This window comes from Sinorhizobium psoraleae (genome assembly GCF_013283645.1).
GTDB lineage: Bacteria > Pseudomonadota > Alphaproteobacteria > Rhizobiales > Rhizobiaceae > Sinorhizobium > Sinorhizobium psoraleae.
Genome location: NZ_JABEKV010000001.1, coordinates 1002034 through 1015337, shown reverse-complemented (window position 1 = coordinate 1015337; position 13304 = coordinate 1002034). Strand labels below are relative to the sequence as shown.

14 protein-coding genes are annotated in these 13304 nt (G+C 61.3%); 8 read left to right on the top strand and 6 right to left on the bottom strand.

The genetic code is table 11. The annotated features are described in order from the left end of the window. Window positions 1-8 precede the first annotated feature (8 nt). The 6 genes from ILFOPFJJ_RS04600 to ILFOPFJJ_RS04575 are packed head-to-tail and all read left to right on the top strand — an operon-like array spanning window position 9 to window position 5561. Window positions 9-1010: an ABC transporter ATP-binding protein gene (locus tag ILFOPFJJ_RS04600; RefSeq protein WP_173509353.1), complete on the top strand. Its 1002-nt coding sequence runs from the start codon at window positions 9-11 to the stop codon at window positions 1008-1010. Then, window positions 1007-1993 (top strand): ABC transporter ATP-binding protein, encoded by a 987-nt coding sequence (locus tag ILFOPFJJ_RS04595; RefSeq protein WP_173509352.1) that lies wholly within the window; start codon window positions 1007-1009, stop codon window positions 1991-1993. The genes ILFOPFJJ_RS04600 and ILFOPFJJ_RS04595 overlap by 4 nt, the downstream gene beginning before the upstream one ends. Before the next feature lie 12 nt (window positions 1994-2005). Further along, the gene (locus tag ILFOPFJJ_RS04590) at window positions 2006-2932 is read left to right on the top strand and encodes an ABC transporter permease (protein ID WP_173509351.1); all 927 of its coding nucleotides are present in this window, start codon (window positions 2006-2008) and stop codon (window positions 2930-2932) included. Between the two features lie 24 nt (window positions 2933-2956). Then, window positions 2957-3838 carry an ABC transporter permease gene (locus tag ILFOPFJJ_RS04585; protein ID WP_376741393.1) on the top strand — a complete coding sequence of 294 codons (882 nt, stop codon included), beginning with the start codon at window positions 2957-2959 and terminating at the stop codon, window positions 3836-3838. Window positions 3839-3868: 30 nt separating this feature from the next. Beyond that, entirely contained in the window at window positions 3869-4618 is a 750-nt protein-coding gene (locus ILFOPFJJ_RS04580; RefSeq protein WP_173509349.1) for a glycerophosphodiester phosphodiesterase family protein, read from the top strand. A gap of 28 nt (window positions 4619-4646) precedes the next feature. Beyond that, window positions 4647-5561, top strand: coding sequence for a TIM barrel protein (locus tag ILFOPFJJ_RS04575; RefSeq protein ID WP_173509348.1), 915 nt, complete (start codon window positions 4647-4649; stop codon window positions 5559-5561). 96 nt (window positions 5562-5657) lie between these two features. Here ILFOPFJJ_RS04575 and ILFOPFJJ_RS04570 read toward each other — a convergent pair whose 3' ends face one another. Beyond that, a complete protein-coding gene (locus tag ILFOPFJJ_RS04570) occupies window positions 5658-5936 on the bottom strand; it encodes an ArsR/SmtB family transcription factor (protein ID WP_173509347.1) in 279 nt (92 codons plus the stop codon). Window positions 5937-6016: 80 nt separating this feature from the next. Further along, the gene (gene omp10 / locus ILFOPFJJ_RS04565; protein ID WP_376741381.1) at window positions 6017-6430 is read right to left on the bottom strand and encodes an outer membrane lipoprotein Omp10; all 414 of its coding nucleotides are present in this window, start codon (window positions 6428-6430) and stop codon (window positions 6017-6019) included. Window positions 6431-6787: 357 nt separating this feature from the next. On the opposite strand from omp10, the gene ILFOPFJJ_RS04560 reads away from it, so the two are divergent. Next, on the top strand, window positions 6788-7729 hold the full coding sequence (locus ILFOPFJJ_RS04560; protein ID WP_173509345.1) for a LysR family transcriptional regulator: 942 nt from the start codon (window positions 6788-6790) through the stop codon (window positions 7727-7729). 96 nt (window positions 7730-7825) lie between these two features. On the opposite strand, the gene ILFOPFJJ_RS04555 is transcribed toward ILFOPFJJ_RS04560, so the two are convergent. The 3 genes from ILFOPFJJ_RS04555 to ILFOPFJJ_RS04545 form a co-directional block, all read right to left on the bottom strand. Next, the gene (locus tag ILFOPFJJ_RS04555) at window positions 7826-8461 is read right to left on the bottom strand and encodes a LysE family translocator (RefSeq protein WP_173509344.1); all 636 of its coding nucleotides are present in this window, start codon (window positions 8459-8461) and stop codon (window positions 7826-7828) included. Window positions 8462-8772: 311 nt separating this feature from the next. Continuing rightward, window positions 8773-9717: a glutathione synthase gene (gene gshB, locus ILFOPFJJ_RS04550; protein ID WP_173509343.1), complete on the bottom strand. Its 945-nt coding sequence runs from the start codon at window positions 9715-9717 to the stop codon at window positions 8773-8775. A gap of 1100 nt (window positions 9718-10817) precedes the next feature. After that, window positions 10818-11567 (bottom strand): SDR family NAD(P)-dependent oxidoreductase, encoded by a 750-nt coding sequence (locus ILFOPFJJ_RS04545; protein WP_173509342.1) that lies wholly within the window; start codon window positions 11565-11567, stop codon window positions 10818-10820. A gap of 58 nt (window positions 11568-11625) precedes the next feature. Between ILFOPFJJ_RS04545 and ILFOPFJJ_RS04540 the strand changes: the two genes are divergently transcribed. Next, window positions 11626-12558, top strand: a complete 933-nt coding sequence (locus ILFOPFJJ_RS04540; RefSeq protein ID WP_173509341.1) for a LysR family transcriptional regulator — start codon at window positions 11626-11628, stop codon at window positions 12556-12558. 50 nt (window positions 12559-12608) lie between these two features. On the opposite strand, the gene ILFOPFJJ_RS04535 is transcribed toward ILFOPFJJ_RS04540, so the two are convergent. After that, entirely contained in the window at window positions 12609-13304 is a 696-nt protein-coding gene (locus ILFOPFJJ_RS04535) for a response regulator transcription factor (protein ID WP_173509340.1), read from the bottom strand.

Here is a 13304-nt window from a genome sequence, read left to right as displayed (position 1 = left end):
TCAGTGGAATGATCCCCAACCTCGTGGAATTGCGCAGCCTGAGAGTTGCCTTTGACGGCGTCCAGGTCCTGCACGGCATCGACCTTGATGTCGGGCGCGGCGAGTCCGTGGGGCTTGTCGGCGAATCCGGATGCGGCAAATCGGTGACCTGGCTTGCGGCGCTGGGCCTGCTTCCGGGCAAGGCGAGCGTCACCGGTTCCGTTCGGATCGAGGGCCGCGAAATCTGCGGTACCTCCCGCCATGTGCTGGAGGAGGTTCGCGGTGGCCGTATCGCAATGATCTTCCAGGACCCATCGAGTTCCCTCAATCCCGTGATCCGTATCGGACGACAGATTACCGAAGCACTGGCGATCCATCGCGGGCTTCATGGTGAGGCGGCCAAGACTGAAGCCCTCAGACTGATGGATATGGTCGGCATTCCGGATGCCCGGCGCCGCTTCGATCTCTATCCCCACGAATTTTCCGGCGGCCAATGCCAGCGCCTAATGATCGCGATGGCGCTTGCCGGTCAACCTGATCTCCTTATCGCCGACGAGCCAACGACCGCGCTCGACGCGACGATCCAGGCGCAAATCCTCGATCTTCTCGTCCAGCTTCGGGCGGAAACCGGCATGGCGATGGTGTTCATCAGCCACGATCTTGGCGCCGTGTCACAGGTCTGCGAGCGCGTCTGCGTCATGTATGCGGGCCGCATCGTCGAACAGGGCCGCATGGAGCAATTGTTCTCCGAACCGCGCCATCCCTATACCCGCGGCCTGTTCGACGCGATCCCGCGGATCGATGGTCCCCGCCAACGGCTGGTCCCGATTCCCGGCACCGTGCCGAATCCGAAAAATCTTCCCGCCGGATGCGCCTTCTCTCCCCGCTGCGGGCGCGCCGTGGAGGCTTGTCGCAGTGACTTGCCGAGCCTCGCGCCGATGCATGATGGCCGGCAGCTGGCCTGCCACCGGCCTGTCCCCGTCGTCTCGGCGCCACCGGTCAGGACACGAACTCTGGAAGCCGTATCGTGACTAGCGCCCTCCTCGAAGCCAATAACCTGGTGCGGGTCTATCAGGTCCGCCGTGGCCTCCTTGGCACGCCGACACCCGTTCGCGCCGTGAACGGGGTCTCGATCAAACTGATGCCGGGCGAAACCCTTGGCATTGTCGGCGAATCGGGATCCGGAAAATCCACGCTGGGGCGCATGCTCCTCGGCATCGATCCGCCGCAATCCGGTGAGGTGAAATTCGAGGGCAAGCCGATGGCAGCCCCCGGGACAGCCGAATGGCGGGCGCTACGCGCCAGAATGCAATTCGTCTACCAGGATCCGCTTGCCGCACTCGACCGGCGGTTGACGATCGCCACCCAGATCGGAGAGCCCCTGGATATTCACAAGCTCATTCCGAAGGAACATCGTGCCGCCCGTGTCGAGGAACTCATGTCCGCCGTCGGCTTGCGCCGAGATCAGGCCGGCCGTTTTCCGCACGAGCTTTCGGGCGGCCAGCGCCAGCGCGCGGTCATCGCAAGGGCGCTCGCTTCCCGTCCGCGGTTACTGGTCTGCGATGAACCTGTTTCGGCGTTGGACGTCTCCATCCAGGCGCAAGTGGTCAATATGCTGCGCGACCTTCAGGAACAGAATCGGATCGCCATGATCTTCATCAGCCATGACCTGAAAGTCGTGCGCAACATCGCGGACCGTGTCGCCGTGATGTATCTCGGACAGATCGTCGAGGAGGCATCCTCCGACGTGATTTTTCAGTCGCCCAGACATCCTTACACTGAGGCCCTGGTATCGAGCGTACCTGTTCCGGGCAGGATACTCGAGGGGCGCAGGATCCTGCAGGGCGAGCCGCCGAACCCCGCCAACCGTCCCTCCGGATGCGCATTCCACCCGCGGTGCCCCCTGGCGAGCGACATCTGCCGGACAAGCGCGCCGGATCTTCGTTCGATCGGAGGCGGCCGAACCGCGGCCTGTCACCTGGTCCCCGGCGAAACCGCGCCGGTCGCCGCATAACGGGAGGTGACGATGATACGCTTCGTTCTTACCCGCCTGCTTCGCGCCGTGATCACCATTTTCGCCGTCGTCACCTTCGCTTTCGTCGTGCTGCGCATGTCGGGCGATCCGGCACAGGTGATGCTCGGCCCGGATGTTCCGCAGGACGCTGTGGACGCCTTCCGCAAGGCCTGGGGCCTGGATCAGCCGCTCTGGGTGCAATATCTCGCCTACATCAAATCGATCTTCTCCGGAGATTTCGGCGTCTCGATGCGCGACGAGGCCTCGGCCCTGCATCTCGTTCTGGAGCGTATTCCGGCGACGCTGCAACTGACCGTTCCGGCGCTCCTGCTGAAGCTCCTGATCGGCATCCCGGCGGGTGTGTACGCGGCCCTTCATCGGCAGAGCTTTGCTGATCGCGGCGTGATCCTGCTGGCGATTTTTGGCTTCACCATCCCTTCCTTCGTCATGGGATTGCTGCTGGTGTTGATCTTCTCCGTGATCCTCGGCGTTCTTCCCTCTGGGGGTCAGGACACGTGGATGCATAGCATCCTCCCGACCATCACCATGAGCATCGGCGGCATCGGCATCCTGGCACGCTTCTCGCGCAGCGCCATGATCGAAGTGATGGGCCAGCCCTACATCCGGACGGCCTCCGCAAAGGGGCTGAAGTGGTCGGACGTCGTCTGGGGCCATGCTTTGCCGAACGCGGCAGTGCCGATCGTCACCATTGTCGGCTTCATGGTCGGTTCGCTGATCGCCGGCGCCGTCGTGGTCGAGTCGATTTTTTCATGGCCCGGCATCGGCCGCCTTCTGGTGGTCTCCGTCAGCAACCGCGATCTGGCTGTCGTCCAGTGCATCCTCCTGATGATCGCGGCCACCATGGTTATCTCGAATCTTGTCGTCGATCTGCTCTACGGCTGGCTCGACCCGCGCCTGCGCGCGCAAACTGCACATTGAGGAACGGCGATGACCTCGGCAGACATGGCACAAAAGCAATCGGCCCAAACACAATCGGCACGCAGCGGCGTTCTCGGGCTGATCTCGTATCTTCGCCGCCACGTACCCTTTTCGGTCGGGCTCGGCATTTTCTGGCTGGCGGCCATGGTCCTGGTGGCCTGCTTTGCCGACGCCTTGAGACCCTACGGCATCACCGCGATGGATCTGACCAACCGGCTCGCATCACCCGGTAATGCCAAGCACTGGTTGGGCACCGATGAGCTGGGCCGCGACGTGCTCTCCCGCCTCATCCAGTCGATCCGCGTCTCGCTCGTCATCGCTTTTGGCGCGACGATCCTGTCGGCGGTCTTCGGAACGGCGCTTGGTTTTGCCGCTGCCAAATTCCGTGGTGCGGTCGAACATCTCGTGCTGGTGCTGGCCGACTTCCAAGCGGCCCTGCCGTTTCTGATCATGTCGCTCGCCGTTCTCGCCTTTTTCGGCTCGTCAATGGTGCTTCTGGTCTGCCTGATGGGCTTTTACGGCTGGGAGCGCTACGCGCGCATCGCCCGTGGCCTGGCGATTTCCGCAAGCGCGCAGGGCTATGCAGCCGCCGTGGTGCAGTTGGGGGCGACACCGGCGAGAGTCTATCTGCGTCACATCCTGCCCAACGTCGCTTCCACGCTCATCGTGTCGATGACGCTGACCTTCCCCGAGATCATCCTGATGGAAAGCGGCCTCTCCTTCCTTGGCCTCGGCGTGCAACCGCCGGAAACCAGCCTCGGCAACATGGTGGGCTTCGGACGCGAATACCTCACGCGCGCACCCTGGATCATGCTTGCCCCCGCACTCGTCATCATGCTGACCACGCTGTCGATCTCGCTCGTCGGAGACTGGCTGCGCGACAAGCTCGATCCGACGGTGCGCTGAACCGTTCAGATACTCCAACAGGACCAGCTAATGACACTCATCACCGGACATCGTGGCGGCCGCAATCTCTGGCCGGAAAACTCCCTGACGGGCTTTCGCAACGTGCTTGCGCTCAACGTGGACGCCGTCGAATTCGACGTGCACCTCACAGACGCTGGAGAGCTCGTCGTCATCCATGACGCAACGCTCGAACGGACGGCCGAGGGCGACGGTCCGGTGCGCGCGCTCACGCCCGAAACCCGTGCACGGATCAAGCTGAGAGGCACTGACGAGAACATCCCCACCCTTGCCGACGTGCTTTCGGTGCTCGCCCCGGCAAAGGACAAGACGCTGCATGTGGAGATCAAGTCGCACACAACCGGCACGCCTTACCCGGGCATCGTCGAGAAGGTGGCGTCAGAGATCGCCCGCTTCGGCCTCGACGACCGCAGCTATCTCACCTCCTTCGACACGTCGGTCCTCGAGCTTTGCCGTCGCCGTGCGCCGCACATCCGGCGGCTCGTCTCCGTCAACGCGGCGTGGGCCGACAAGCAGGATGGACTGCAGAGCTTTCTCGGCCGCGTCGACGATTTGGTCGAGATCGTCGCCGTCCATCATGAACTGATGGGGCGCGAATGGGACCTCGTCACCAGGACCATGCCGCTCGACCGGCTCTGCGTGTGGACGCTGAACGATGAGGAACTCATCCGCAAATGGCTCGACCGCGGTATCGGACACCTCACCTCCGACAGTCCGGATCTGGCCCTGAGACTGCGCGCGGAAACACTGGTCAACGCATAACCCAAAATCCTACGATCGGAGACGAACAATGGGCAACATCATCGCGACAGGCTTCAATTCCGGCTCGACCGACGGCGAACTGGACAGTCTCGAAGCGGACCTGCACCGCCTCGCCGGAATCGGCGTCGACACGGTTGAACTGGGGCTCACCAGCCTCGACCTTATCGCCGGCGGCCGCATCATCAAGGAAAGGGCCGACAGGCTCGTGGCGCTCACCAGCCAGTTCGAGTTCCGCTATACGGTCCACGGCCTCGTATCGTCAAATTTCATGGACCCGGTCACCTGCCGCTACCAGATCGACGCGGCGAAGGCGCTGGTCGAGCTATGTGACCGGATCGATGCGCGTGTCCTCGTCCAGCACGGCGGCTTTCTGCGTGCCGACCAGATCTTCGACCGGGCGGCCGCAGATCGGCGCGAGCGGGAAGCCCTGTTCGAGCTTGCCGAGTTCTGCAAACCCTATGGAGTGCGCATCGCGTTCGAGAACATCTTCACCACTGAACCGGGCCAATACCGGCAGACGCCCGTCGAGCTGGCGGAAACGGTGAAGGCGGTCGATCACCCTAACCTGGTGGCGCTGATCGACTTCAGCCATGCCTATATCGAATCGACCTATCGCGGACTCGATTTCCGCGAACAGCTTCGCGCCATGGCACCGGTTGCCGGGCATCTGCATGTCCATGATTCCTTCGGCCGCCCGCAAGGGTTTTACAAGGCGTTCCACCCTCAGGAATCGACTGCGCTCGGCATAGGCGACCTGCACATGCCGCTCGGCTGGGGTGATATCGACTGGGATAGCATTTTCAGCGAACTCGAATTCCTGCCCGACACCGTCCTGATGATGGAAATCGGCGCTCGGTACGGCAACGAACAGCCCGAAAGCCTCGCGCGCGCCAGGAGGCTGATGACGCTGAACAGCGGCGAGCAGACGCTCGCGGCCGAGTGATTAGCAAGGCGCGGCGGCTTCCGGCTGCCGCGCCTGATCCGCGCCTGCGCGAAACCAGGTTACAATTCAGAACGCTCTTCCTGGCTCAACAGCGCCTCATCGACGTTTTTTCAATGCATCCATGATACGCATGACGAAGTCGGAACGGCATGAATAAAGAACCGTCTGCGCTTCTCGCCGATACTGGACAACGCCTGCCACGCGTAGTTTCGCCAGATGCTGCGATAATGTCGCCTGCCTGAGCCCGACCCGAACGGCGAGCGTGCCAACGGACCATTCGCGCTCGAGTAGCAATTCGAGGATGAGCAGCCGATGGGCATGCGCCATGGCCCCAAGCGCGTGAGAGGCGTGTCCTACATCGAAGCTCGTTTCCATATCCAGCCTCCGGATTACTGTCTCTGTTCGCACGGCGCGCGCGACAACGATCCGCACACTTTGGCGACCGCCGACCGGCGTTAGCCGGGACCGACGATCGCGTTCGCCGTGCCCGAATCGGAGACCGCCGCCCGGCGCTGGAGCGTGAAACGCGATCCGGATTCGGCCGTGCAGTTCAACTGGCTCGGACCGACAAGCGCACAATTGACCCTGGTCGTGCGGTTGCGCAGCAGGGACGTCATGCGAATCTCGATGAGATGCGGGGTGGAACTGACATAGGTGCCGTAGGCGAGCACCTGGTTGGTGTCGGTCGTGCGAGTTTTGAATTCTCCCCCGCTGAAGCTTGAGACGAATCCGTTCGGGTCCAGCCACTCCCCTGCCACACCCTGCGGCTCGAGCGGCAGCGCCGCGACTGGATTCCCCCCAACGCCGCGTAGCATGGTCTCGGGCGCGACACATGCGGAGAGAATTGCAGTACCGGTACAGAGCGCCATTGTGGTTAGCGTGCTTCTCAAGTGATGCCGTTCGGCTTCAGTCGGGACAAGGGATATCATGGGTGCCGAAAGTGAGGTCGATTGACGTGTTCCGCCGGCGTACGAGGACCGCCGGCCGCGTAAGCAATTCTATTATAGGTGGCGACCTGAAATACTTGCCTGACCATGCCATTGCCCACACGTCATGAACGCAGGACGCCGAAAAGCCTGGCGTTCGGCGACCATGTCCCGGATTTCGATGTTGACGAGGAAGCCTGAGAGACATCTTGAAGTTTTCCTTGACGCCTCTCCTCAAATAGCATGATCTCGGATCATGCAGAATTGAACGCGCGGAAAGACATTCATTCCAAGATTTACATGAGCAAACTTCCTGACCTTGAGGCCTGGGCAGTCTTTGCCCGTGTTGCGGAGACCGGCTCTTTTGCAAAAGCAGCTGAATCTCTTGGGATGTCGCAGCCGACGATCTCGAAGGCAATCAGCCGTCTCGAACAACGGCTCGGCGCGGCACTCCTGCACCGGACTTCCCGCCGGATATCGCTCACCACAACGGGAGAAGCCGCACGCGACAAGGCGGCACGCATTCTTGCCGACGGCGAAACCATCGAAGCCGAAGCAACGGAACAGGCGCTCAATCCGCGCGGACTGGTCCGCGTCACCGCTCCCATGTCATTTGGCGTGAGCTATCTGGCTCCCCTCATTCCGGCCTTCCTCGAGCGCTATCCCCAGGTCGATATCGAGCTCTCGCTCAGCGATCACATTGAAGATCTCGTTGCCGGCGGCTTTGATCTCGCCTTGCGAATTGCGGCTCTGACAACCTCTTCGTTTCGCGCCCGCAAGCTGTGCGCTGTGCGTCGCCCGCTCGTCGCGTCCCCCGCCTACCTCGATCAATGGGGCCGGCCCACCCACCCTCGCGACCTGGAGCAGCACGCCTGCCTGATCTACACCAATCTCCCCTCACCCGAACTCTGGCGCTTTCGCCACCGATGCGGCGACGAGTACATCGTTTCTGTGCGGGGGAGGCTGAAGTTCAATAATGCTGAAGCGCTCACTCCGGCACTGATGGCGGGATATGGCCTGGCGCTTCAGCCGGAATTCATGGTCTGGAAAGATCTGGCCGAGGGAAAGCTCGAAGAAGTGTTGCCTGGGTGGCGCATCAATGACATTGCGCTAAATCTTCTGACCCCGCCTGGCACCTTGCGGCCGGCGCGTGTGGTGGCGCTCATGGATTACCTTGTCGAGTGCTTGTCCGTCGCGCCATGGGCAAGAGTTCAATCCGCCCCGACGGAGCCCATATTTTAAAGCAGTGCCACGAAAAGCGTGTAACGGTTTTCCGTTCGGGATTGCGTGGTTTCAGAGAGATCATTTCACCGTTTTCAACGAAAGCGGTGAGATGATCTAGCGGGTCGTCAACGCCAAGCGGATGCCGAGTGCTACGAAAAGCGCGCCAAGGCCACGGTCAAGCCAAACAGAGATGCGGCCATTCCTCTTGATAAGATCCGTGAACCGTCCGCCGGCAAGGATAAGCGGCGGCTCGATGAACGCCGCCACGACAATGATCAGGAGGCCGTGCACGGCGAGTTGCAACCAGGCTGGGCCAGCGCCTTCGACGACGAACTGCGGCAGGAACGCGAGAAAGAAGATGGCGACCTTCGGGTTGAGCGCCGCAACGAGAACACCCTGTCGGTAAATCTGCCTCCAACTTGAGGTTTCGCCCTGGGCTTTCGCAAAAGCCGTCCCGCCGCCTGCCCGCAGCGCCTGGATGCCGAGCCACACGAGATAGAGCGCCCCAATCCACTTGACGGCTGTGAAGGCGGTTGCCGACGCGGCGAGAACGGCGGAGAGACCGAATGCAGCTAGAAGCACGTGGACGAGCGAGCCGGTCCAAATGCCGAAGAGTGCTGAAAATCCAGCCCTTGTTCCGCTCCTGATCGTATGGCCGAGGATGAGAGCCATATCTGGACCGGGCGACAGGTTCAGAAGAACGGCGGCCGTGAGGAATGCGATCCAATGGGCAAGAGAATATTCGAGCATAGGCGATCCAATAGAAGAGGATCCTTTTACTCTACCATTCCATCATCTGATGGAAAAATGACTAGTATTGATTGATTTTCTTTTCGGCTGTTCGTTTCCCATCTTCATCGCATCGACAGAGTTTCACCGGATCAATCCTGTCTGCACTCGATCTCCCCCGACGTAAGCGGCGGGCGGCCGGCGATCTCCGGAGAGACCGTGACCGCCCTTAACCCGCGCCCCATAGGACGATCGCGTTAGCGTAACGATCGCCGCTCGCGGAGGCGCTTAGCATCCCGCCGCCAATGGCTGCGGATATCGTCAGACGATCCTCACCCCGCCAGCTTCGCCTCCAGCACGTCCCATACTTTCGCCGCCACGTCCGGACCGCCAAGCTTCCTCACTGCGCGGATACCAGTTGGCGCGGTGACATTTATTTCGGTGAGCTTGTCATCGATGACGTCAATGCCGACGAGAATGAGCCCCTTCTCACGCAGTGAAGGGCCCAAACGCTCGCAGATTTCCCGCTCCTTTTTGGTGAGGTCGGCGACGGTCGGCGCACCGCCGCGCACCATGTTGGAGCGCAGATCGCCGGCTGCAGGCACCCGGTTGACCGCACCCGCGAACTCGCCGTCGACGAGGAGAATGCGCTTGTCGCCATGCTTCACGTTCGGCAGGAACTGCTGAATGACCCAAGGCTCACGGAAGGTCGTGGCGAAGATATCATAGAGTGAGCCGTAGTTGAGATCGTCCCTGGTGAGACGGACCACGGCTGCGCCACCATGACCGAAAAGCGGTTTCATGACGATATCGCCGTATTCGGCACGGAATAGGTCGATTTCCGTCTTGTCGCGCGTGATGAGCGTCGGCGGCATCAGATCTGCGAACTCGGTGACGAAGAGTTTCTCCGGGGCGTTGCGCACCTCGGCTGGATCGTTGACGACGAGGGTCCTGGGATGGATCTTTTCGAGCATATGGGTCGCCGCGATGTAGGACAGGTCGAACGGCGGATCCTGGCGCATGAGCACCACGTCGATATCGGCCAGATTCATGCGTTGCTTCTCGCCGAGCACGAAATGGTTGCCCTTCTCGTCGCGCACATCGACCGGCTCCAGCACGCAGAAAACGTCGTTGCCGATCATCGCAAGGCGGTCGGGGGTATAGTGATAAAGCTCGTGGCCGCGTGCCTGTGCCTCCAGCATCAAGGCAAAGGCGCTGTCACCCGCGATGTTGATTGAGGAAATATGGTCCATCTGGACCGCAACTTTGAGTGCCATGGAGTGTCTCTCGGGAGAACCGCCGCCAAAATGGATTAGGCCGGCTGGCGGGCTCGCCGGCCTCATCGAAGCAACATGCGTCTGAGCGAGCATTGCGAACGCCATGCCGCATGTCCAGTCACGTGCCATCTTGAAGCACGACTTCGGCTCGCGTGCAACGTTCGGAGAATGCCGGATCGATCCGCCCGCATCCCGCTCTGACCTTTTCGCATCGAAGCGTTTATGATTTAGGCCGAGGCAACCTAAGATCATCGTGTTCTACAGCGCGGTGCGTCTTTTCAGACGCACAAAGGTCGCTGTCGCACTTTGAATCGATGCATGTGTTATTCTTAATCGAATACGGTTTCAGGAAACATCCAGTAGGCGACGATTTCTCCGCCACCTTGCGCCCCAGAAGGCTATCGATGGCAATCATCGCCGTGACCGTATTCGCGCGGAATTTCGCGCGTATGCTGGCCATGGACGAGCGCCGCTTCCCCCTCCCCCCGGCATAGCCGGCGATCGATGTCGAGAATGCCGTGACGGTCGGATCGGATCTTCCTGCGGACAGCTTTTCAGTTCTGCTTTGTTGCGAGGGCTTGTTTTTTTATCGGCTTTGCCGTGGCCATCTTTGCCTGCCGTTTGCGCGCTTTGCCGTGCGGGCTGATGGTGGCTTTAACGCCAAAGACGCCCCAGGGGGCGCCTTTTGCGGATTGATTTGGTTGCGGGGGCCCGACTACACGGAGACTTCGATTTACTCGCCCTGATGGAAATCTGACTGAAGCCAACGCTCACAGATCGCGGTGGCACGTCTCAAGTGCGCCACTTCCAGACCTTACTTCAGAAGCTGCGATCGTCGCGTCTCGACCCGTTGCTGCCGCTCGTAGAGACGGCCCGGATTTTCCGGTGCCCGCCCCTCTGCGGTCGTAGACCTACCGCGACTCGTGCGGATGTTCGACTAACCGACAGAAGAACACAGCGGTCCCAGTGTCGGGCTGAAATGTCCGCAGCAGGAGCCATGATGACCAGATCGTTGGCATCCCAAAACACTAGGCCCGTTGCAGAGCCAGCGCGTAACCGAACGAGGACGACCCAGTCGTCTCGGGCATTTTCCTCGCCCCTCAAGCCAAGGTCATGCCACCGTCGGCATGAAGTTCGATCCCATTGACGAAGCTGCCCGCGTCTGAGGCGAGGAAGAGTGCGGCGCGCGCCAGTTCCTCCGGCCGTCCCATCCGCCCTGCCGGGATGAGCGACGCCATGTGATCATCGAATGCTGGGCGTTCGGCCTCTGATACGCCGAGCTTACCGAGAATTTCCGTCTCGACCGGCCCTGGGCTAAGTATGTTGACGCGGATGCGCCGTGCCTTGAATTCGATCGCCCAGTTCTTCGCGAAGGCGGCGACGGCAGCCTTCGAGCCGGCGTAAACCGCGTGGTCCGGCAGGACCTTTGTTGCCGCCAGCGAGCTCGTGACGATGACGCTGCCGCCATCATGGATTAGCGGCGCGATCGTCTGCACACCGAAGAACACACCGCGCGTGTTGATGGCGAAATGCCGGTCGTAGTCCTCCGGTGTCACATTGTGGGACGCAGTGAGCTTGATGACGCCGGCATTGGCAATATAGATATCGAGGCCACCAAAATGGTTCTCCACCATGTCCACCACCTGGTGGTGATGTTCGAGGTCGGCGACGTCGCCCACGATGCCAATGGCATGATGACCAATATCGCGCACCGCCTGGTCGACGACATCCTGCCGCCGACCGGTAATGATAACCCGCGCGCCTTCCTCGGCGAAAAGCTTGGCGGTCGCCCTGCCGATGCCGCTATTGCCACCGGTGATAACGGCGACCTTGTCTTTCAGATGTTGCATTGTTTATCTCCTTTCAACTGAGCTTGAGATAAACGTCAGCGTTCTCATCCATTAGATCATGGGCGGGCACATGATCTGTGCCGCGGAGTTGCAAATGCCGAACCTGCTGAATGAGACGTCTGGATTGATGGCCTTTGTGCGAACGGTGGAGGCCGGTTCCTTCAGCGCCGCGGCACGCAATCTCGATACGACCCCGTCGGCAGTGTCGAAGAGCGTGGCACGGCTTGAAAAGAAGATCGGCGCGCGTCTCTTCCTGCGCTCCACCCGGGCACTGACGTTGACACAGGACGGCCAGATCTTCTTCGAGCGCGTCGCACCGCTCTTGCGGGATCTGGATTCGAGCGACGAGGGGATCGGGTCCGATGCCGCACTCTCCGGCCGCCTCCGCGTCAGCATGCCAAGCGAGCTGGCGCCCCTGCTGCTGCCGCGGCTGTTTACAGGTTTTGCGGCCGACAATCCGAACTTACATCTCGATATCGGCCTTACCGATCGATTCGTCGATCTGATCCGGGAGGATTATGACGTCGTGTTGCGCGCTGGCAATCCGACGCAAGGCGATTTGATCGTCCGCCGTCTGGCCGACCTGCCGATGGCGATCGTCGCCTCTCCGGCTTTTCTTGAGACCTGGGGCAATCCGCTGCCTGTCGAACATCTGGCAGCCTTGCCCTTTGCCCGCTACGTGCTCGGAGGCTTAAGCCAGCCTGTACGTCTGGCAGACGGCAGCAGCTTTGTTCCCGCCGGTCGCGTCGATTGCGATTCAGGCGCCGCGCTCATCCAGGCGGCGCTCGCCGGGTTGGGTGCCGCCTATCTGCTGCGGTGTCTGGTGGCGAAGGAGTTGCAAGCCGGTGCGCTTGTCACGTTTGCATCGGAGATCGCGCTTCCGAGCCTGCCATTCAATGCGCTGCACGCCTTCGGCCGCACCGGGCCTTTGCGCGTCAAACTGTTCTGCGACTTCATAGCCCGTGAGGCGAGAGCCATCGAAGCAATGTGAGTACAACCTATCATCGGCGACATCGACATCCTTGGGCAGGATCGATCCCGTCAGAACCAGGCGCCGCCATCCTCGCGCATCGCCATGGGCAGCGTCTCCCAAGCCCTGATCAACTCGCCGATCGACCCGGCCTCCATCTTGCGCATGACATTGGCGCGGTGCAGCTTGACCGTGACCTCGCTTATCCCGAGATCGAAGGCGATCTGCTTGTTGAGCCGCCCCCGCGCCACTTCGCGCAGGATCTCGCGCTCGCGGTGCGTCAGCGTCTCCAGGCGTTCGATATTGCGCCTGACGACCAAGGCGTTGGCGCGTCGGGCCGCGTCGAGCGCGATGCCGGCTATCACAGCGTCGAGCAGCGTCTGGTCGCGCACCGGCTTGGTAAGAAAGTCGACCGCGCCAGCCTTCATCGCCTGCACGGTCATCGGAATATCGCCGTGTCCGGTCAGAAAGATGATCGGCTTCGCATTGCCGTTTTCCGCCAGATGGTGCTGCAGGTGAAGGCCGCTCGCCCCCGGCATGCGCACGTCAAGGATCAGACAGCCCGGACTGTCCAGTATGTCGGCGTCAAGGACTTCATGGGTCGAGGCGAAGCTCATGGGCTGCAGGCCCGCTGAGAGGATCAGCTCCGACAAGGCCTCGCGAACGGCCGCATCGTCATCAACGATGATAACGAGAGGCTCACTTGTGTCATTCTTGTGCTGCCGCGACAGCGGTGCCGATCTGCGGAGCGGCTGGTCAATTCTCAT

What these genes read in the sequence shown, in the direction of transcription:
- ILFOPFJJ_RS04600 (WP_173509353.1), top strand. Translation starts at nt 9, where the DNA reads ATGATCCCCAACCTCGTGGAATTGCGCAGCCTGAGAGTTGCCTTTGAC.
- ILFOPFJJ_RS04590 (WP_173509351.1), top strand. Translation starts at nt 2,006, where the DNA reads ATGATACGCTTCGTTCTTACCCGCCTGCTTCGCGCCGTGATCACCATT.
- ILFOPFJJ_RS04585 (WP_376741393.1), top strand. Translation starts at nt 2,957, where the DNA reads ATGGCACAAAAGCAATCGGCCCAAACACAATCGGCACGCAGCGGCGTT.
- ILFOPFJJ_RS04580 (WP_173509349.1), top strand. Translation starts at nt 3,869, where the DNA reads ATGACACTCATCACCGGACATCGTGGCGGCCGCAATCTCTGGCCGGAA.
- ILFOPFJJ_RS04575 (WP_173509348.1), top strand. Translation starts at nt 4,647, where the DNA reads ATGGGCAACATCATCGCGACAGGCTTCAATTCCGGCTCGACCGACGGC.
- ILFOPFJJ_RS04570 (WP_173509347.1), bottom strand. Translation starts at nt 5,936, where the DNA reads ATGGAAACGAGCTTCGATGTAGGACACGCCTCTCACGCGCTTGGGGCC.
- omp10 (WP_376741381.1), bottom strand. Translation starts at nt 6,430, where the DNA reads ATGGCGCTCTGTACCGGTACTGCAATTCTCTCCGCATGTGTCGCGCCC.
- ILFOPFJJ_RS04560 (WP_173509345.1), top strand. Translation starts at nt 6,788, where the DNA reads ATGAGCAAACTTCCTGACCTTGAGGCCTGGGCAGTCTTTGCCCGTGTT.
- ILFOPFJJ_RS04555 (WP_173509344.1), bottom strand. Translation starts at nt 8,461, where the DNA reads ATGCTCGAATATTCTCTTGCCCATTGGATCGCATTCCTCACGGCCGCC.
- gshB (WP_173509343.1), bottom strand. Translation starts at nt 9,717, where the DNA reads ATGGCACTCAAAGTTGCGGTCCAGATGGACCATATTTCCTCAATCAAC.
- ILFOPFJJ_RS04545 (WP_173509342.1), bottom strand. Translation starts at nt 11,567, where the DNA reads ATGCAACATCTGAAAGACAAGGTCGCCGTTATCACCGGTGGCAATAGC.
- ILFOPFJJ_RS04540 (WP_173509341.1), top strand. Translation starts at nt 11,626, where the DNA reads ATGGGCGGGCACATGATCTGTGCCGCGGAGTTGCAAATGCCGAACCTG.
- ILFOPFJJ_RS04535 (WP_173509340.1), bottom strand. Translation starts at nt 13,304, where the DNA reads ATGAGAATTGACCAGCCGCTCCGCAGATCGGCACCGCTGTCGCGGCAG.